The organism is Achromobacter sp. 1014246743 (genome assembly GCF_059760725.1).
Genome location: NZ_JCBANA010000001.1, coordinates 28870 through 46510, shown reverse-complemented (window position 1 = coordinate 46510; position 17641 = coordinate 28870). Strand labels below are relative to the sequence as shown.

Genomic DNA, 17641 nt, shown 5'->3' with positions numbered 1-17641 from the left:
AAGCCGCAACGACGCCCCACAAGCCAAATGCGGCGACGGGCCGCCCGCGCGGCCTCGTTGCCGCGGCCCCGCAAGACGCTCCCCCCAAGAAACCCGAGGCAAGAACGCCAAGCAAACCAGTCGCCCCAGCAATCACGGCGAGCAATCGACGCGAGTCTGGCACGGCGTGGGGCGGGGTGCGCGGGGCGTGTAGATGCGCCCGACGGAATCGGAAGGGAAGGCCGAAGGCCTGGACGACGATGAGGAAGGGGGGGGCCGCCGAGGCAAGTCCGGAGCGAAGGCTCCGGACCGCAATCGTAGCCCCGCGCACCCCGCCCCCCGCCACGCCAGACGGTTCAAGAACCCCACCCGGCAACAGCAAAAAAAACTAGATCCTCCCCTCCTGCACCGCATGACAAGCAACTACCGACACCCCCGCCAACACCGCAACAGGCGCCTCGGCCTTGCACCGCGCATCCGCATGGGGACAGCGGGGATGAAACGTACACCCTGAAGGCGGATTCAGCGGGTTCGGCACTTCGCCTGCCACCGCCGTGCGCGGCTTGCCCGCCCCGTTGATATCCGGAATCGCCTCCAGCAACATCCGCGTATACGGATGCCGCGGCCGGGCAAACAGCTCGTCCCGGGGCGCCACTTCCACCATCCGCCCCAGGTACATCACCCCCACCCGATCCGCCACATGGTGCACCACCGCCAGATTGTGCGAGATGAACAGATACGTCAGCCCCAGCTCCCGCTGCAGGTCCTTCATCAGATTCAGCACCTGCGCCTGCACCGACACGTCCAGCGCCGACGTCGGCTCATCGCACACCAGGAATTCCGGGTTCACCGCCAGCGCCCGCGCGATCGAAATGCGCTGGCGCTGCCCGCCTGAAAACTGGTGCGGATAGCGACCCTGGTCCGCCGGATCCAGCCCCACCTGCTTGAGCAGATCCCCCACCCGCGCCGTGCGCTCGGCCGGCGTCATCGTCGTATGCGTCAGCATCGGCTCAGCGATGATCCGCCCCACCCGCCAACGCGGATTCAGGCTTGCGTACGGGTCCTGGAAAATCATCTGCAGCCGCTTGCGCAGCGCCCGGCCGCCCGGCTCCGACATCTTCGACAATGGCTGGCCATCGAAGCGGATATCGCCGCGCGTCAGGCCATACAGCCCCACCAGCATCCGCGCCACCGTCGACTTGCCGCAGCCCGACTCGCCCACCAGCGCCAGCGTCTCGCCGCGTGCAATCTCGAACGACACGCCGTCCACCGCCCGCAGCATCACCCGCGGCTTGCCCGCCAGCTTGCGTTCCAACCAGGGCGGCGACACATCGAACCAGCGCGCCGCGTCCTTCACCTGCACCAACGGCGCGCTCATGCTGCTACCTCCGATTGCTTGCCACCCGAGGCCGTGGCCCCCTCATGCAGCCAACAGGCCGCACGCGACGTACCGGCCGGCATCAGCTCGGGCCGGTCCTGCCCGCAACGCGGCAGCCGCCGCCCGCAGCGAGGATTGAACGCGCAGCCCGGCGGAATGGCATTCAGCCGCGGCATGCTGCCGTCGATCTGCACCAGCCTTTCGGCATGTCCTTCCAGCGACGGGATCGACCCCATCAGCCCCGCCGTATAGGGATGGCGCGGCTGGTGGATCACATCGGCCACCGGGCCGATCTCGGCCACCCGGCCCGCGTACATCACCGCCACCCGATCCGCCGTTTCCGCGATCACGCCCATATCGTGCGTGATCAGCATCACCGCCGTGCCGTGCTCGCGGCACAGCCGCTTGAGCAGCTCGATGATCTGCGCCTGGATCGACACGTCCAGCGCCGTCGTCGGCTCGTCCGCCACCACCAGCTTCGGCTCGGCCGCCAGGGCCAGCGCGATCACCACCCGCTGGCGCATGCCGCCCGAGAACTGGTGCGGGTAATGATCGATGCGTTCGCGCGCGGCGGGGATGCCCGTCGACGCCAGCAGCTCCACCGCCCGGTTGCGCGCCTGCGACCAGCTCAGGTCCAGGTGCGTCACGATGGTCTCGGCCAATTGCCGGCCCACCGTGTACAGCGGATTGAGCGAGGTCAGAGGGTCCTGGAACACCGCGCCGATCTCGCGGCCGCGTACGCGGCGCATCTGCTCGTCCGGCAGGTTGTCGATGCGGCGGCCGGCCAGCAATATCTCGCCGCCCGCGATGCGGCCAGGCGGTTCCAGCAGGCCGATGATGGACGCGCCCGTCAGGGACTTGCCCGCGCCCGATTCCCCCACCACGCCCAGGACTTCGCCCGCCTGGATCGAAAAGGACACGTCGTCCAGGGCGCGCAGGGTGCCGCGGCGCGTCGGAAATTCGACGCGCAGATTGCGGACTTCAAGAAGTGCGCTCATGTAAGACCTCAATTCAGACGCGGGTTGAGCGCGTCGCGCAGCCAGTCACCCAGCAGGTTGACCGACAGCACCAGCAGCACCAACGCGGCGCCCGGGAAGATGGTGATCCACCACTCTCCGGAAAACAGGAAATCGTTGCCGATGCGGATCAGCGTGCCCAGCGACGGCGCCGTCGGCGGCACCCCTACCCCCAGGAACGACAGCGTCGCCTCGGTGATGATCGCGGTGGCCAGGTGCACGGTCGCCAGCACCAGCACCGGCCCCAGCACATTGGGCAGCACGTGGCGGAACATGATCACCGGCGAAGCCACCCCGATCACCCGCGCGGCCTGCACGTATTCGCGGTTCTTTTCCACCAGCGTCGAGCCCCGCACCGTGCGGGCGTACTGTGGCCAGCCGGCAAGCGCGATGGCGCCGATAAGCACCGGAAACGCGATGATCTCGTGCAGCTCGCGCGGCACCGCCGCACGCGCCACGCCGTCGATCAGCAGCGCGATCAGGATCGCCGGGAACGACAGCTGCACGTCCGCGATCCGCATGATGAACGCATCGATGCGCCCGCCCGCGTAACCCGAGATCAGCCCCAGCACGATGCCGATCAGCATCGACAGCAGCACCGACGCCAGGCCGATCAAAAGCGACACGCGGGTGCCGTACAGGATCGCCGAATACAGGTCGCGGCCCTGGCTGTCGGTGCCCAGCAGATAGGTCTGCTGGCCGTTGGCCTCCCAGGCCGGCGGCAGCAGCGCGTCCAGCAGTTCCACCTTGGTCAGGTCGAACGGATTGTGCGGCGCCACCCAGCCGGCGCCGAATGAGCCGATCAACAGCAAGGCCAGCAGGAGGGTGGCCGCGATGGCCACGGGCGCCCGGCGCCAGGCCCAGGCGATGTCGCTGTCCCACCAGCGTTTCAGAACGGCGCGCATCAGTGGCCACCTCCGCCGCGGGTCAATCCCGAGCGCAAGCGCGGGTCCACGACAAAATACAGAAGATCGACTATCAGGTTGATCACCACGAACACCAGCGCGATCAGGCACAGGTACGCGGCCATCACCGGCACGTCGGCGAATTGCACCGCCTGGATGAACAACAGGCCCATGCCCGGCCACTGGAACACCGTCTCGGTCACGATGGCAAAAGCGATGATGCCGCCCAGCTGCAAGCCGGTGATGGTGATGACGGGCACCATGGTGTTCTTCAGCGCATGGCCGAAGTGGATGGCGCGGCGCTTCAGGCCACGGGCGCGGGCGAACTTGATGTAGTCAGACCGCAGCACCTCGAGCATTTCCGAACGCACCAGCCGCAGCACCAGGGTCATCTGGAACAGCGACAGCGTGATGGACGGCAGGATCAGGTGCTTCCAGCCCGTGGCGGTGAACAGGCCCGACGTCCACCAGCCCACGCTGACGGTATCGCCGCGGCCATAGCTGGGCAGCCAGCCCAGCTGCACCGAGAACACCAGGATCAGCAGGATGCCGATCAGGAAGGTCGGCAGCGACACCCCCAGAAGCGAGCCAGCCAACAGCAGCTGCGACAGCAGGCTGTTGCGCTTGAGCGCGGTATACACACCCAGTGGCACGCCCACCACCAGCGCCAGCAACGCCGCCACCATGGACAGTTCCAGCGTCGCTGGCAGGCGCGATTTGAGCAGGGTGGACACCGGTTCGCTCTGGCGCAGGGAAATGCCGAAATTGCCCTGTGCGGCGTTGGCCACGAAGTGGCCGAATTGAACGATGGCGGGCTCGTTCAGGCCCAGGCGTTCACGCAGTTCGATGCGCTCGGCATCGGTGGCGTCCTGCCCCAGCATGATGGTGACAGGGTCGCCGACGTATTGAAAAAGCACGAAGGCCAGTAGCGCGACGGTGAGCATCACCGCTACGGCCTGCAACAGGCGACGCAGTATGAAAGCAAACATAGGCGGGAAAAACAAAGACGGCGAAGCCCCTGAGCAGGGGCTTCGCTGTCTGGTTAGCCGGGATCAGTCGACCTTGACCCAATCGGCAACGAGGCGATTGTCGGCGCGGTGGATGACCGTGACGTTCTTGCGCATGGCCCAGGGAATGACCTGGTCGTGCAAGGGGATGTGACCGAAATCCTTGGCGTGGCCTTCGAGCACGGTGATGATGTCCGCGTCGCGCTTGGCCGGATCGGTCTCGGTCTTGATGCGATCAATGATCGCGTCAAGTTCCTTGTTGCTGTAGTTGCCCAGGTTGTACATGCCGTCCGCGCCCTCACCCTTGGTGCGGATCAGGTTCTGCAGCGTGTACATGGCATCGAACGTCGGTACGCCCCAGCCGAACAGGTAGGCGCTGGTGTCGGAGCTCTGCACCTTGGGGAAGTAGGTCGAACGCGGCATGGCGTTCATCGTGGCCTTCACGCCCACCTTGGCCCACATGCCCACCACGGCCTGGCAGATCGCCTCGTCGTTGATGTAGCGGTTGTTGGGGCAGTCCAGCGTGAAATTCAGGGTGCCGTCGTAGCCAGCGTCCTTGAGCAGCGCGCGGGCCTTTTCGGGATCGTACGGCACGCGCTTGTGGATCGACTCGGCCCAGCCATGGACCTGCGGCGCGATCATCGTGCCGGTAGGCGCCGACAGGCCGCGCATCACGGCGCGCTTGATGGCGTCCACGTCGATGGCGCGATACAGCGCCTCGCGCACGCGGATGTCCTGGAACGGGTTCTTGCCCTTGATGTTCGAGTACTGCAGTTCCGGACGCTTCTGGTCCAGGCCCAGGTAGATGGTGCGGTATTCGTTGCCCTCGACCACCTTGGCCGATTGGCGCAGGCGGTCCAGGTCCTGCGCGGCCGGGTCCAGCACGAAGTCGATTTCTCCCGACAGCAGCGCGGCGGTGCGGGTGGCGTTCTGCTTGATCGGCGTGAACACGACTTCGGTGACGTTGCCGACCTTGCCGGCCTTGTTCCACCAGTCCTTGTTTTCTTCGAACACCGTGCGCACGTCCACTTCGCGCGACTTCAGCTTGTAGGGGCCGGTGCCGTTGGTGTTGCGCGCGCCGAAGGTGTCTTCCTTGTTGACGAAGTCCTGCGGCTTGGCGATGTTGTTCTTTTCCGACCAGGCCTTGTTCATGATGAACACATTGGTCAGCTGGCGCAACAGCACGGGGTTGGGCGCCGAGGTCTCGATCTCGACCGTCAGGTCGTCGATCTTGCGCGCTTCCTTGATGCCGGTGGTGTAGGCCTTGTAGTTCGACGTGGGCGCCATGGCGCGGTGCACCGAGAACACCACGTCGTCGGCGGTGAAGGCGGCACCGTCATGGAACTTCACCCCGGGGCGCAGCTTGAAGCGGTACAGCGTGGGCGAGACCTGCTCCCACTCGGTCGCCAGGCGCGGCACCACCTTGAAGGTCTTGTCGTAGTCCACCAGCGGTTCGTAGATGTAGCTGTTGGCGGCGATCGTCATGCCTTCGTTCTGCGAATGCGGATCAAAGGTGAGGATGTCGCCCTGTGCGGCCCAACGGAAGGATTTGGCCTGCCCGATCGAGGGCACGGCCACGGCGGCGGCGATCGCGATGGCAATCAAAGTGCGGCGCATAGGTGTCAGCTCCTGACTGTAGTCTGAATACCGGCGCGATATTGCCTAGCCGCAAGACCCTCGTCAATTAAGGGTTTATGCGTACCGTAGCCGGTTTTCACAGGAGAAACGCAAATAGGGACGCATAAAGACATGACAAAAAAATCGCATGCTTTGCCAAGTAAACAGCGTTCACCTGTCGGACAAGTTCTATTCGTCCGTGTCCAGCGGCAGGTCCAGCGGCACGTGCTCCGTCATCAGCACGCGCAGCATGTCGATCAGCAGCGCCGCCTTTTCTTCGCCGAACGGCGCAAGCACCGCCTTCTGGTGCTGGGTGGCCTGCTCGCATAGCGCCGCGATCAGGTTGCGGCCCTTGGTGGTGATGCCGACCCGCGTCTGGCGGCGGTCGGCGCGCACGCCGGTGCGCGCCACCAGGCCTTCGGTTTCCATGCGCTGCACCACCTTGCTCAGGGTCGGTTGCTTGGTGATGGCCAGCACCGCCAGGTCGCCGATGGTTTCGCCCGCGCTGCCTTCCAGGCTGGCCAGCACCCGCCATTCGGTGACGGACAGCCCGGCCGACTTCACCTGCTGATGGAATTCTGCCGAGATGCGCTGGCTGGCCTGCGCCAGCAGGTAGGCCAGGTAATCGTCGACGAACCGCGTGCCGGTGGCCAGGGTCCCGCTCTGCTTGTCCGACCGCATGTTGCTTTGCTCCCACGCACCAATATGGATAGGCGGCGTCATGCCGCAGGGCGCATTGCACCACGCTGGCGCGAAGGCGCGCCATGAGGTGACGCAATGCTGTTGCGCAGCACAGGGTATACCCCGAATCGCAACCCGTTTTTGCACCATCACAGCGCCTTTTTTCAGGCTCGGCGATAGAGAACAACCAGTATATACACCCTTGTTTTAGCGTGATATTTTTTTGATTCCATGAAATTTCATCTTTTTTGTTGACAGCTAAAACGTTGACTCCTAAAGTATTTTCAGCGTGAAATTTCGTGACGTGGCCTTGCTGCGCAGCAGCAACGCTTGAGGACCCGCAAGCCGGTCCGCGTGGAGGAGTTCGAGATGGCTGAAAGGTCTTTCAAGAAAGAAGTCCAGCAGTTGCGTATCGGGGCCGGCGAAGAATTTCGCGGCGAAGGCATCCTGGCCGTCACCAAGGCCTTGCTGCAGTCCGGCGTGGGCTACGTGGCCGGTTATCAGGGTTCGCCCATCTCGCACTTGATGGACGTGCTGGCCGACGCCAACGACATCCTGCAGGAACTGGGCGTGCACTTCGAGGCCAGCGCGTCCGAAGCCACCGCCGCCGCCACGCTGGCCGCGTCCGTCATGTACCCCATCCGCGGCGCGGTCACCTGGAAGTCCACCGTGGGTACCAACGTCGCGTCCGACGCGCTGGCCAACCTGGCCTCGGGCGGCGTCACCGGCGGCGCGCTGGTCATCGTGGGCGAAGACTACGGCGAAGGCTCGTCCATCATGCAGGAACGCTCGCACGCGTTCGCCATGAAATCGCAGATCTGGCTGCTGGACCCCCGCCCCAACCTGGAAAGCATGGTCAAGGCGGTGGAAGACGGCTTCGCGCTGTCGGAAGCCAGCAAGACGCCGGTGATGCTGCAACTGCGCATCCGCGGCTGCCACGTCCATGGCCGCTTCATCGCCAAGGAAAACAAGCGGCCCGAGTTTTCGCTGGCCCAGGCGCTGGAGAACCCGGCGCGCGACACCAGCCGCATCGTATTGCCGCCCGCGTCGTTCCTGCACGAGCAGGAAAAGATCAAGGAACGCTGGCCCGCCGCCATCCGCTATATCAAAGCGCACAAGCTCAACGAGCACTTCGACGGCGACCAGGACGACATCGGCCTGATCCTGCAGGGCGGGCTGTACAACGGCGTGATCCGCGCCTTGCAGCTGCTGGGCCTGGCCGACAACTTCGGCAACAGCCGCATTCCGCTGTACGTCATGAACGTGGCCTACCCCGTCATCGAAGACGAGGTCATCGACTTCTGCCGCGGCAAGCGTTCGGTGCTGCTGCTGGAAGAAGGCCAGCCCGACTACCTGGAACAGAACCTGCACGCCGTGCTGCGCAAGGCGGGCATCGACACCCGCCTGTCCGGCAAGGACGTGCTGCCGATGGCGGGCGAATACACCACCCAGGTCATGCGCGACGGCCTGCGCGAATTCCTCAAGCGCGAACGGCCCGCGTCGTTGCAGACGCATGCGGCGGTGGCCGTGGACCGCGAAGCCGGTGCCGCGCCACAGCTGGAAATCACCGAGATCGCCCGGCCCAAGCCAGCGCCGCGCCCGGTCGAACAGCCCATCACCTTCCACAAGCAGGTGGCCGACCTGGCCGCCGTGGTGCCGCCGCGGCCGGCCGGCTTCTGTACCGGCTGTCCGGAACGGCCGATCTTCTCGGCCCTGACCCTGGCACAGGAAACGCTGGGGCAGCACCACATTTCGTGCGATATCGGCTGCCACCTGTTTTCGATCCTGCCGCCCTTCAACCTGGGCGCCACCACCATGGGCTACGGCCTGGGCGCGTCCAGCGCCGCGGCGTTCAACGTGCCCGCGGCCAAGCGGCCGATCTCGATCATGGGCGACGGCGGCTTCTGGCACAACGGGCTGGCGTCGGGCATCGGCAACGCGGTCTTCAACAAGTACGACGGCGTCATCGTTATCGTCGACAACTTCTACGCGTCGGCCACCGGCGGGCAGGACATCCTGTCGTCCCGCGCCGAGAACCCCGACCGGTCCACCAACAACCCCATCGACCAGGCCGTGCGCGGCGTGGGCGTGAAGTGGGTGCGCACGCTGGACCGCACCTATGACGTGGCCAAGGTGCGCGCCACGATCGAAGAAGCGCTGACCACCGACATCAAGGGCCCCAAGGTCATCATCGCCCAGTCGGAATGCATGCTGAACAAGCAGCGCCGCATCAAGCCGCTGTTCAACAAGGCGGTCAAGGAAGGCCGCCGCGTGGTCAAGGAACGCTTTGGCGTCGACCCGGACGTATGCACCGGCGACCACGCCTGTATCCGGCTGTCGGGCTGCCCGTCTCTGACCGTGAAGGACAGCGGCGACCCCTTGAAGGAAGACCCGGTGGCGCACGTGGAAAGCAGCTGCGTGGGCTGCGGCAACTGCGGCGAAGTCGCGCATGCCGCGGTGCTGTGCCCGTCTTTCTACCGTGCCGACATCGTGCACAACCCCAGCGGCCGCGACCGTTTCCTGGCGCGCGTGCGCCAGGGCGTGATCGGCTACCTGCAGCGCCGCCGCGCCGCGCGCCTGGCCAAATTCGCCCTGTGAGGACCCGCCCCATGAACCCGGTGGCATTGCAGCAAGGCACCCCCATCAAGATCGCTATCCTGGCCATGGGCGGCCAGGGCGGCGGCGTGCTGGCCGACTGGATCGTCGACATGGCCGAACATGCCGGCTGGTGGGCCCAGACCACCTCGGTGCCCGGTGTCGCCCAGCGCACCGGCGCCACCATCTATTACCTGGAACTGCTGCCCGAAGCCGACGTGGCGCGCGCCGGCCGCCCACCCGCGCTGGCCCTGATGCCCACGCCCGGCGACGTCGACCTGGTGGTGGCCGCTGAACTCATGGAAGGCGGCCGCGCGATCCAGCGCGGCCTGGTCACGCCCGACCGCAGCGTGCTGATCGCCTCGTCGCACCGCAGCTACGCCGTCAGCGAGAAGTCGGCCCCCGGCAACGGCATCGCCGACCCCAACAAGGTGCTGGAAGCCGGCCGCGCCGCTGCGCGCCGCTTCCTGTGCTTTGATCTGCAGGAGCTGGCCGACCGGGCGGGCAGCGTCATCAGCGCCAGCCTGTTCGGCGCGGTGGCCGGCAGCGGCGCCCTGCCGTTCTCGCGCGAAGACTATGAAGCCACCGTGCGCCGCGCCGGCGTCGGTGTCGAAGCCAGCCTGCGCGCCTTCGCACTGGGCTTTACGGCCGCCGACCAGGCACCCGCACAGCCGGCCGCGATCGACCTGACCCGCCCCGTGCCCGCGCTGCCCGAACGCGCCGCCAGCCCGCGCACCCAGGCGTTGCTGGACACCATCGCCCGCGATTTCCCCTCCTGTGCCCAGCCCATGCTGGTGGCCGGCGTACGCCGCCAGATCGAATTCCAGGACCTGGCCTACGCCCAGGACTACCTGGCGCGCATGCAGGCCATCCGCGAGCTGGACGCACGCCACGGAGGCGAAGCCAGGCAATGGGCCTTGACCCTCGCCGCCGCGCGCTACCTGGCCACCGCCATGGCCTACGACGACGTGATCCGCGTGGCCGACCTGAAGACCCGCGGCTCGCGCTTCGAACGCGTGCGCAGCGAAGTGGGCGCCAAGCCGGACCAGTTGGTCTACACCACCGAATTCATGCATCCGCGGCTGGAAGAGATCTGCGGCACGCTGCCTGCAGGCCTGGGCCGCTGGCTGGAACAGTCCAAGGGCTTCGGCGGCTTTGTCGAGCGGCGCCTGGGCAAGGGCCGCCGCATGCAAAGCGGCACGCTGGGCGGCTTCATGATGCTGTACCTGCTGGCCGGCATGCGACGCTTTCGCCGCCGCACCCTGCGCCACCAGATCGAATCGGCCGCGCTGACGCAGTGGCTGGACCTGGTGGCCAGCCTGGCCCCGCGCGACTACGACCTGGCCGTGGAAACGGTCAACTGCCGCCGCCTGGTCAAGGGCTACAGCGACACCCACGTGCGCGGCGGCGGCAAGTACCGCCAGCTGATCGCGGCCGCGGCCCAACTGGCGGGCCGGCCCGATGCCGCGGCGTCGCTGCGGTCGCTGCGCGAAGCCGCGCTGGCCGACGAGAAATGCGGCCCCATGGAACGCCAGCTGGCCGACGTACTGGCCCAGAAAATGGCCGCCTGACCCCAGAACCTAGAGACGAATGCCGTGCAAACCCTGAAACTCATCGTCCGCGAGATCCGCCAGGAGTCGCCCCTGATCCGTTCGCTGCGCCTGGCGCGCGAAGATGGCGGCGCCCTGCCCGCCTTCGGCCCCGGCGCCCACCTGAAAGTGTCGGTGCCCGGCCTGCGCGAACCGCGCTGCTATTCGCTGGTGCAACTGGCGCCCGAGGCCGGCCGCTTTGCCGAGCCCGCCGAATACCGCCTGGGCGTGCGGCTGGAAGAAGCCAGCCAGGGCGGTTCGCGCCACATGCATGGCCTGGCGGTCGGCGATACGCTGACCGTCGAAGGCCCCAAGAACGACTTTCCGCTGCACGAATCGCCCGCGGGCGACGAACCCGTGGTGCTGATCGCCGGCGGCATCGGCATCACGCCGGTGGCCTCGATGGCGGCCGCGCTCAAGTCCGCCGGCCGCGCCTTCCGCCTGCACTACAGCGGCCGCAGCCGCGACCAGCTGGCGTTCCTGCCGGAATTGCAGGCCCTGGCCGGCGACGCGCTGGCCCTGCACGCCGATGATGAGCCGTCGTGCCGCTTCGATCTGCAAGCCCTGCTGGACGGCGCGAACCCGCGCCAGCACCTGTACGTGTGCGGCCCCAAGGGCCTGATCGATGCCGTCATCCAGGCCGCCCGCGCGCGCCACTGGCCCGACGCCCACATCCATTTCGAACTGTTCGCCAGCGCCGCGCCGCAGGCCGGCGACCAGCCCTTCGAGGTGGAACTGCGCCAGTCCGGCCGCGTGCTGACCATTCCCGCCGACAAGACCATCGTCGACGTCATGGAAGAAGAAGGCTGCGATCCCATGTTTGACTGCAAGCGCGGCGAATGCGGCGTGTGCCAGGCCACCGTGCTGGAAGGCGAACCCGACCACCGCGACTACTACCTGTCGGACACCGAGAAAGCCAGCGGCAAGATCATCCAGATCTGCATCTCGCGCGCCAAGTCGGCGCGCCTGGTGCTGGATCTGTAGCCGGTCCGCAGAAAGGAGACGAGCATGGCCAAATACCGCGACAATCCCGACGCCATCCGCGCCCTGCTGCGCGAGACCGAGGTGCACAAAGACCTGTTCATCGACCAGGAGCTGTTCGACCTGGAAATGGAACGGCTGTACGCCAACACCTGGGTCTACGTCGGCCACGACAGCCAGGTGCCCAATCCCGGCGACTACATCACCACCACCGTCGGCAACCAGCCGGTGGTGATGGTGCGCCACAGCGACCGCACGGTGCGCGTGCTGCACAACCGCTGCCCGCACAAGGGCACCATGGTGGCGGGCGACGCCTGCGGCAACACCGGCAAGTTCTTTCGCTGCCCTTATCACGCCTGGACCTTCAAGACCGATGGCAGCCTGCTGTCGATTCCCCTGAAGAAAGGCTACGAAAACACCGGTCTGGAACAGTGCGAAGCCAGCCAGGGCATGGCGGCCGTGAAAGACGTGCGCAACCACCGCGGCTTCGTCTTCTGCCGCCTGAACCCCGAGGGCCAGTCGTTCGAGGACTTCTTCGGCGACGCGCTGTCGACCCTGGACAACATGGTCGACCGCTCGCCCGAAGGCCGCCTGGAAGTGGCCGGCGGCGTGCTGCGCTACATGCACCGCTGCAACTGGAAGATGCTGGTCGACAACCAGACGGACACCTGCCACCCCATGGTGGCGCACGAGTCGTCGGCCGGCACCGCGGTCAAGGTCTGGGAGCAGGCCCCGGCCGGCACGCCCAAGCCCATGGCGGTGGAATTGTTCGCGCCGTTCATCTCGCCCTATGAGTTCTTCGAGAACATGGGCATCCGCGTCTGGGAAAACGGCCATGGGCATACGGGCGTGTCGGATTCGATCCACGCCTCGTATTCCGGCATTCCGGGTTACTGGGAGTCCATGGTGTCGGCCTATGGCGAGGAACGCGCCAGGCAGATCCTGGGCGACGTACGCCACAACACGGTGTATTTCCCCAATATCATGGTCAAGGGTCCGATCCAGACGCTGCGCGTGTTCAAGCCGATCGCTGCCGACCGCACGCTGGTGGAGTCCTGGACCTTCCGCCTGGTTGGCGCGCCCGACCTGCTGCTGGAGCGCACCCTCATGTACAACCGCCTGATCAACGCGCCCACGTCGGTGGTCGGCCACGACGACCTGGAAATGTACGAACGCGCGCAGGACGGCCTGCAATCGCGGGCTCGCGACTGGGTCAACGTCGGCCGGCTGTACTCGCCCGACGAGATCGGGCGCAAGAACGTCACCACCAACGGCACCAACGAATGGCAGATGCGCAACCAGTATCGCGCCTGGGGCCGCTACATGACGCAGACGGAGGCGGCATGAGTTTTTCCGAACGCGACCTGATCGATTTCGTCTACGCCGAAGCGCGCCTGCTCGATGATCTGCGCTTCGAGGACTGGCTGGACCTGTACACCGAAGACGGCTACTACTGGATGCCGCTGGCCCACGGCCAGACCGACGCCAGGCTGCATGCCTCGCTGATGTACGAAGACAAGCTGCTGCTGCGCGTGCGGGTCGAGCGGCTGGCCGGCCAGCGCACCTTTTCGCAGCAGCCCAAGAGCCGCTGCCACCACCTGCTGCAGGCGCCCACGATCGAACGCGGCCATCCGGAATCGGCGCCCGAGGAAGGCCGCCACGTGCTGCGCACCGCCTTCCACTATGTCGAAACGCGCCAGGACGCGCAGACCCTGTACGCCGGCTGGGCCACGCATCATCTGGTGGAACAGGACGGCGCGCTGCGCATCCGGTTAAAGCGCGTTGACCTGGTCAATTGCGATGCCGCCTTCGGCAACATCCAACTGTTCATGTAGGAGCGGCTTGTGAGCACCACTGTCCACCAGGCTTTCCGCGATACCGCGGCCCGCCACGGCGCCAGGCCCTTCCTGTGCATCCTGCCCGAAACGGCCGCGGCCTATGGCATCGGCTCCGGCGAACTGGGCTATGCGCAGGCCGCCAGCGCCATCGAGACGCTGCGCGCCGCCTATGCCCGGGCCGGCTACGGCCACGGCCACCGCGCCGGCCTGCTGCTGGAAAACCGCCCCGCCTTCTTCCTGCATTGGTTCGCGTTGAACGCCCTGGGCGTGTCGGTCGTGCCCATCAACCCCGACCTGCGCGCGGCCGAACTGGAATACCTGACCGGGCACTCCGAGATCGCGTTGGCGGTGGCCTTGCCCGAGCGCCATGCCGACCTGCTGGCCGCGGCCGAACGCGCCGGCCGCCCCCTGCGGGTCATGGCGCCGGACGACGCACCGCCCGCCGCGCCGTTTGCCGCGCCGCTGGCCGGCGAACCCGGCGAGCTGACCGAATGCGCGCTGCTGTACACGTCCGGCACCACCGGCCGGCCCAAGGGCTGCATCCTGCCCAACCGCTATTTCCTGCATGCGGGCGGCTGGTACGCCCGCATCGGTGGCCTGGCCGCACTGCGGCCCGGCGAAGAACGCATGCTGACGCCGCTGCCGCTGGTGCACATGAATGCCATGGCCTATTCCGCCATGGCGATGGTGCTGACCGGCGGCTGCCTGATTCCGCTGGACCGCTTCCACCCCAAGACCTGGTGGGACAGCGTGCGCGATTCCGGCGCCACGGTGCTGCACTACCTGGGCGTGATGCCGGCCATCCTGATGAAGGCCGAACCGTCCGCGCAGGACCGCCAGCCTGCCATCCGCTTCGGCTTCGGCGCGGGGGTGGACCGCAAGCTGCAGCAACCGTTCGAAGCGCGCTTCGGCTTTCCGCTGCTGGAGGCCTGGGCCATGACCGAGACCGGCGCCGGCGCCGTCATCATCGCCAATAAAGAACCGCGCCATATCGGTGAAAGCTGCTTCGGCGCCGAAGAAGACGACGTGCAGGTGCGCATCGTGGCCGATCACGGCGGCGAGGCGGCGGCCGGCGAACCGGGCGAACTGCTGGTGCGCCATGCCGGCAGCGACCCGCGCTACGGTTTTTTCGCCGGCTACCTGAAAGACCGGGACGCCACCGACCAGGCCTGGGAAGGCGGCTGGTTCCATACGGGCGATATCGTGCGCCGCGAGGCCGACGGCGCGCTGCGCTTTGTCGACCGCAAGAAGAACGTGATCCGCCGCAGCGGCGAGAACATCTCGGCCGTGGAAGTGGAAAGCGTGCTGCTGCAGCACCCGCTGGTCAAGGCCGTGGCGGTGGCCGCCGTGCCGGACCCGGTGCGCGGCGACGAGGTGCTGGCCTGCGTGGTGGCGGAAACGGCGCCGGCCGACGCCGCCGCCCGGGCCGACGCCGCGCGCGGCATCGTGCAATGGAGCCTGCAGCAACTGGCCTACTACAAGGCGCCCGGCTACGTCGCGTTTGTCGACAGCCTGCCGCTCACCACCACCAACAAGATCCAGCGCGGCGAAATGAAGGCGCTGGCGCCGACGCTGCCGGGCACGGCCTGCTGCGTGGACACCACCGCCATGAAAAAGCGCCAGGAGCCCGCCCGATGACCGCGCCGCGCGCCCGCTACGACGGCGTGGTGGCGGCCCTGCCCGTCAGCATTCCCTACGAACGCTACTCCACCCTGGCCGCGCACGGCTGGCTGGGCCGGGCGCTGGCCGCGCTGATCCGCCAGGCCGGCATCGCCAAGACCGACGTCGACGGCCTGTGCGTGTCCAGCTTCACGCTGGCGCCGGACACCGCCGTGGGCCTGGTGCAGCACCTGGGCATGAGCCCGCGCTGGCTCGACCACATCCCGATGGGCGGGGCCAGCGGTGTGGCCGCGTTGCGCCGCGCCGCCCGGGCGGTGCAGGCCGGCGACGCCAGCATCATCGCCTGCATCGCGGGCGACACCAACCAGGTGGACTCGTTCCGCAATACCGTCAGCCAGTTCTCGCGCTTTGCCCAGGACGCCGTCTACCCGTACGGCGCGGGCGGCCCCAACGCCAGCTTCGCGCTGCTGACGGCGCACTACATGCGTACCACCGGCGCCACCCGCGAAGACTTTGGCAAGGTCTGCGTGGCCCAGCGCGCCAACGCCCTGCGCTACCCCCACGCCCTGATGAAAAAGCCGCTGACGCTGGCCCAGTACCTGGATGCCCGCGTCATTGCCGACCCGATCCACCTGTTCGACTGCGTCATGCCCTGCGCCGGCGCCGACGGCTTCCTGGTCATGACCGAGGCCCGTGCCCAGGCGTTGGGCCTGCCCTACGCCCGCATCCTGTCCACCATCGAACGCCACAACGCCTGGATCGAAGACCCGATCCAGACCCGCGGCGGCTGGACGGTGGACATCGACGAGCTCTACGGCATGGCCAACGCCAGCCCGGCCGACATGGATTTCCTGCAGGCCTACGACGACTATCCCGTCATCAACCTGATGCAGATGGAAGACCTGGGCTTCTGCGCCAAGGGCGCGGCGCCCGAGTTCGTGCGCGCCAACACCTTCACGGTGGACGGCAGCCTGCCCTTCAACACCAACGGCGGCCAATTATCGGTGGGCCAGGCCGGCGCGGCCGGCGGCTACCTGGGCATGGTCGAGGCCTTGCGCCAACTGACCGGCACGGCCGGCGGCACGCAAGTGCCCGACGCGCGGCTGGGCCTGGTAAGCGGCTTCGGCATGATCAACTACGACCGCGGGCTGTGCACCGCCGCGGCCATCCTGGCCAGGAGCGACGCATGACCGAGCCGCTAGCCAAGCCGCCCCGCAAGAACCCGGTGGCGCGCACGCGCCAGCCGACCCTGCCGCCCGGCGCCCGCAGCCGCGCCGCGCTGGGCCTGACGGCTGCCGCCGCCGAAGGCCGCTTCGACCTGCAGACCTGCGCCGACTGCGGCGCGGTGCAGTATCCGCCGCGCGATGCCTGCGGCCACTGCCTGTCCGACCACCTGCCGTGGCGCCCGGCGGACCCGCACGGCGTGCTGCTGGTCAGCACCACCCTGCACCACAGCAACGACCTCTACTTCCGCGAGCGCCTGCCCTGGCGCGTGGGCACCGTGCGCATGGACGCCGGCCCCTCGGTCGTGGCCCACATCCACCAGGATTGCGCCGACGGCGCCCGCGTGCGGCTGGCGCTGAAGCTGGATCGCGCCGGCCAGGCCGTGATGATCGCCCTGCCCGAAAGGAATACGCCGAACATGGAAGACGACAAGACCCTGCGCGAAACCTCGTGCGACCCGAAGTTCCGCCGCGCGCTGGTCACCGACGGCAAGTCGGCGGTGGGCCAGGCGGTGGCACGCGCGCTGCTGGAGGCCGGCAGCCCGACCGTGTTCCTGGGCGATCCGCAGGCCTGGCGCCAGGACCCCGGCTTCAATGCCCTGGCGGCCGACCCGCGGGTGCAGGTGCTGGCGCTGGACGTGACCGACTCCGATTCCGTCGAACGCGCCGCGGCGTCCATCGGCGGCAAGGTCGAGATCCTGGTCAACACGGCCGACCTGGAACGCGAAGGCGGCCTGCTGGACCGGCGCGACGTGAACACCGCGCGCGATGCCATGGACGTGAACGTGCTGGGCCTGATGCGGCTGGCGCAGGGTTTCGGCCCGGCGCTGTGCGGCCGCGCAGCCGATGGCGTCAACAACGCCACCGCCTGGGTCAACGTGCTGTCCATCTACGCCCACATGAACCTGCCCTCGCGCGGCATGTGGTCGGCGTCCAAGGCGGCCGCGCTGTCGTTGGCGCAGTGCCTGCGCGCCGAGATGCGGCCGGCGGGCGTGCGGGTGGTGAACGTGTTTCCGGGCCCGGTCGACCATGAATGGGAACAGCGCACGCCGCCCCCGCGCGTGGCGCCCAAGGCCATCGCGAGCGCCATCGTGCGCGCGCTGCAGGACGGCGTCGAAGACGTGTATGTCGGCGACGTGGCGCAGGAATTCCGCGCGCGGCTGGCGGAGAACCCCAAGGGACTGGAGCGGGAACTGGGCGCCTGACGGCCGG

Annotated in this window: 14 protein-coding genes; 8 read left to right on the top strand and 6 right to left on the bottom strand. The window is 67.5% G+C overall.

Going from position 1 to position 17641, the window contains the following annotated elements; genetic code table 11:
* Positions 1-367 precede the first annotated feature (367 nt).
* From AC6LJ2_RS00190 to AC6LJ2_RS00165, 6 genes are all read right to left on the bottom strand, one after another.
* Positions 368-1357: an ABC transporter ATP-binding protein gene (locus tag AC6LJ2_RS00190; RefSeq protein ID WP_498150498.1), complete on the bottom strand. Its 990-nt coding sequence runs from the start codon at positions 1355-1357 to the stop codon at positions 368-370.
* On the bottom strand, positions 1354-2355 hold the full coding sequence (locus AC6LJ2_RS00185) for an ABC transporter ATP-binding protein (protein WP_263915728.1): 1002 nt from the start codon (positions 2353-2355) through the stop codon (positions 1354-1356). The genes AC6LJ2_RS00190 and AC6LJ2_RS00185 overlap by 4 nt, the downstream gene beginning before the upstream one ends.
* Positions 2356-2363: 8 nt before the next feature.
* Positions 2364-3278, bottom strand: a complete 915-nt coding sequence (locus AC6LJ2_RS00180) for an ABC transporter permease (protein WP_263915727.1) — start codon at positions 3276-3278, stop codon at positions 2364-2366.
* Complete coding sequence (locus tag AC6LJ2_RS00175; protein ID WP_025136793.1) at positions 3278-4267, bottom strand: ABC transporter permease; 990 nt, start codon at positions 4265-4267, stop codon at positions 3278-3280. The genes AC6LJ2_RS00180 and AC6LJ2_RS00175 overlap by 1 nt, the downstream gene beginning before the upstream one ends.
* Positions 4268-4330: 63 nt before the next feature.
* On the bottom strand, positions 4331-5902 hold the full coding sequence (locus AC6LJ2_RS00170) for an ABC transporter substrate-binding protein (protein ID WP_263915726.1): 1572 nt from the start codon (positions 5900-5902) through the stop codon (positions 4331-4333).
* 189 nt (positions 5903-6091) lie between these two features.
* On the bottom strand, positions 6092-6583 hold the full coding sequence (locus AC6LJ2_RS00165) for a MarR family winged helix-turn-helix transcriptional regulator (RefSeq protein WP_025136791.1): 492 nt from the start codon (positions 6581-6583) through the stop codon (positions 6092-6094).
* A 369-nt stretch (positions 6584-6952) separates the two neighbouring features.
* On the opposite strand from AC6LJ2_RS00165, the gene AC6LJ2_RS00160 reads away from it, so the two are divergent.
* The 8 genes from AC6LJ2_RS00160 to AC6LJ2_RS00125 are packed head-to-tail and all read left to right on the top strand — an operon-like array spanning position 6953 to position 17634.
* Complete coding sequence (locus tag AC6LJ2_RS00160) at positions 6953-9181, top strand: ferredoxin family protein (RefSeq protein ID WP_263915725.1); 2229 nt, start codon at positions 6953-6955, stop codon at positions 9179-9181.
* 11 nt (positions 9182-9192) lie between these two features.
* A complete protein-coding gene (locus tag AC6LJ2_RS00155) occupies positions 9193-10749 on the top strand; it encodes an indolepyruvate oxidoreductase subunit beta family protein (RefSeq protein WP_498150497.1) in 1557 nt (518 codons plus the stop codon).
* Positions 10750-10773: 24 nt separating this feature from the next.
* Positions 10774-11751 carry a 2Fe-2S iron-sulfur cluster-binding protein gene (locus tag AC6LJ2_RS00150; RefSeq protein ID WP_263915723.1) on the top strand — a complete coding sequence of 326 codons (978 nt, stop codon included), beginning with the start codon at positions 10774-10776 and terminating at the stop codon, positions 11749-11751.
* 24 nt (positions 11752-11775) lie between these two features.
* The gene (locus AC6LJ2_RS00145) at positions 11776-13095 is read left to right on the top strand and encodes an aromatic ring-hydroxylating dioxygenase subunit alpha (protein ID WP_263915722.1); all 1320 of its coding nucleotides are present in this window, start codon (positions 11776-11778) and stop codon (positions 13093-13095) included.
* On the top strand, positions 13092-13583 hold the full coding sequence (locus AC6LJ2_RS00140) for an aromatic-ring-hydroxylating dioxygenase subunit beta (protein WP_263915721.1): 492 nt from the start codon (positions 13092-13094) through the stop codon (positions 13581-13583). Before AC6LJ2_RS00145 ends, AC6LJ2_RS00140 begins: the two co-directional genes overlap by 4 nt.
* 9 nt (positions 13584-13592) lie before the next feature.
* A complete protein-coding gene (locus AC6LJ2_RS00135; RefSeq protein WP_263915720.1) occupies positions 13593-15224 on the top strand; it encodes an AMP-binding protein in 1632 nt (543 codons plus the stop codon).
* Positions 15221-16396, top strand: coding sequence for a thiolase family protein (locus AC6LJ2_RS00130; protein ID WP_263915719.1), 1176 nt, complete (start codon positions 15221-15223; stop codon positions 16394-16396). Before AC6LJ2_RS00135 ends, AC6LJ2_RS00130 begins: the two co-directional genes overlap by 4 nt.
* A complete protein-coding gene (locus AC6LJ2_RS00125) occupies positions 16393-17634 on the top strand; it encodes an SDR family NAD(P)-dependent oxidoreductase (RefSeq protein ID WP_498150496.1) in 1242 nt (413 codons plus the stop codon). The genes AC6LJ2_RS00130 and AC6LJ2_RS00125 overlap by 4 nt, the downstream gene beginning before the upstream one ends.
* Positions 17635-17641: the final 7 nt, after the last annotated feature.

Excerpts from the sequence above, each read along its gene's own strand:
- AC6LJ2_RS00185 (WP_263915728.1), bottom strand. The coding sequence starts at position 2,355 with ATGAGCGCACTTCTTGAAGTCCGCAATCTGCGCGTCGAATTTCCGACG.
- AC6LJ2_RS00130 (WP_263915719.1), top strand. The coding sequence starts at position 15,221 with ATGACCGCGCCGCGCGCCCGCTACGACGGCGTGGTGGCGGCCCTGCCC.
- AC6LJ2_RS00145 (WP_263915722.1), top strand. The coding sequence starts at position 11,776 with ATGGCCAAATACCGCGACAATCCCGACGCCATCCGCGCCCTGCTGCGC.
- AC6LJ2_RS00140 (WP_263915721.1), top strand. The coding sequence starts at position 13,092 with ATGAGTTTTTCCGAACGCGACCTGATCGATTTCGTCTACGCCGAAGCG.
- AC6LJ2_RS00180 (WP_263915727.1), bottom strand. The coding sequence starts at position 3,278 with ATGCGCGCCGTTCTGAAACGCTGGTGGGACAGCGACATCGCCTGGGCC.
- AC6LJ2_RS00165 (WP_025136791.1), bottom strand. The coding sequence starts at position 6,583 with ATGCGGTCGGACAAGCAGAGCGGGACCCTGGCCACCGGCACGCGGTTC.
- AC6LJ2_RS00190 (WP_498150498.1), bottom strand. The coding sequence starts at position 1,357 with ATGAGCGCGCCGTTGGTGCAGGTGAAGGACGCGGCGCGCTGGTTCGAT.
- AC6LJ2_RS00175 (WP_025136793.1), bottom strand. The coding sequence starts at position 4,267 with ATGTTTGCTTTCATACTGCGTCGCCTGTTGCAGGCCGTAGCGGTGATG.
- AC6LJ2_RS00125 (WP_498150496.1), top strand. The coding sequence starts at position 16,393 with ATGACCGAGCCGCTAGCCAAGCCGCCCCGCAAGAACCCGGTGGCGCGC.
- AC6LJ2_RS00170 (WP_263915726.1), bottom strand. The coding sequence starts at position 5,902 with ATGCGCCGCACTTTGATTGCCATCGCGATCGCCGCCGCCGTGGCCGTG.
- AC6LJ2_RS00155 (WP_498150497.1), top strand. The coding sequence starts at position 9,193 with ATGAACCCGGTGGCATTGCAGCAAGGCACCCCCATCAAGATCGCTATC.
- AC6LJ2_RS00160 (WP_263915725.1), top strand. The coding sequence starts at position 6,953 with ATGGCTGAAAGGTCTTTCAAGAAAGAAGTCCAGCAGTTGCGTATCGGG.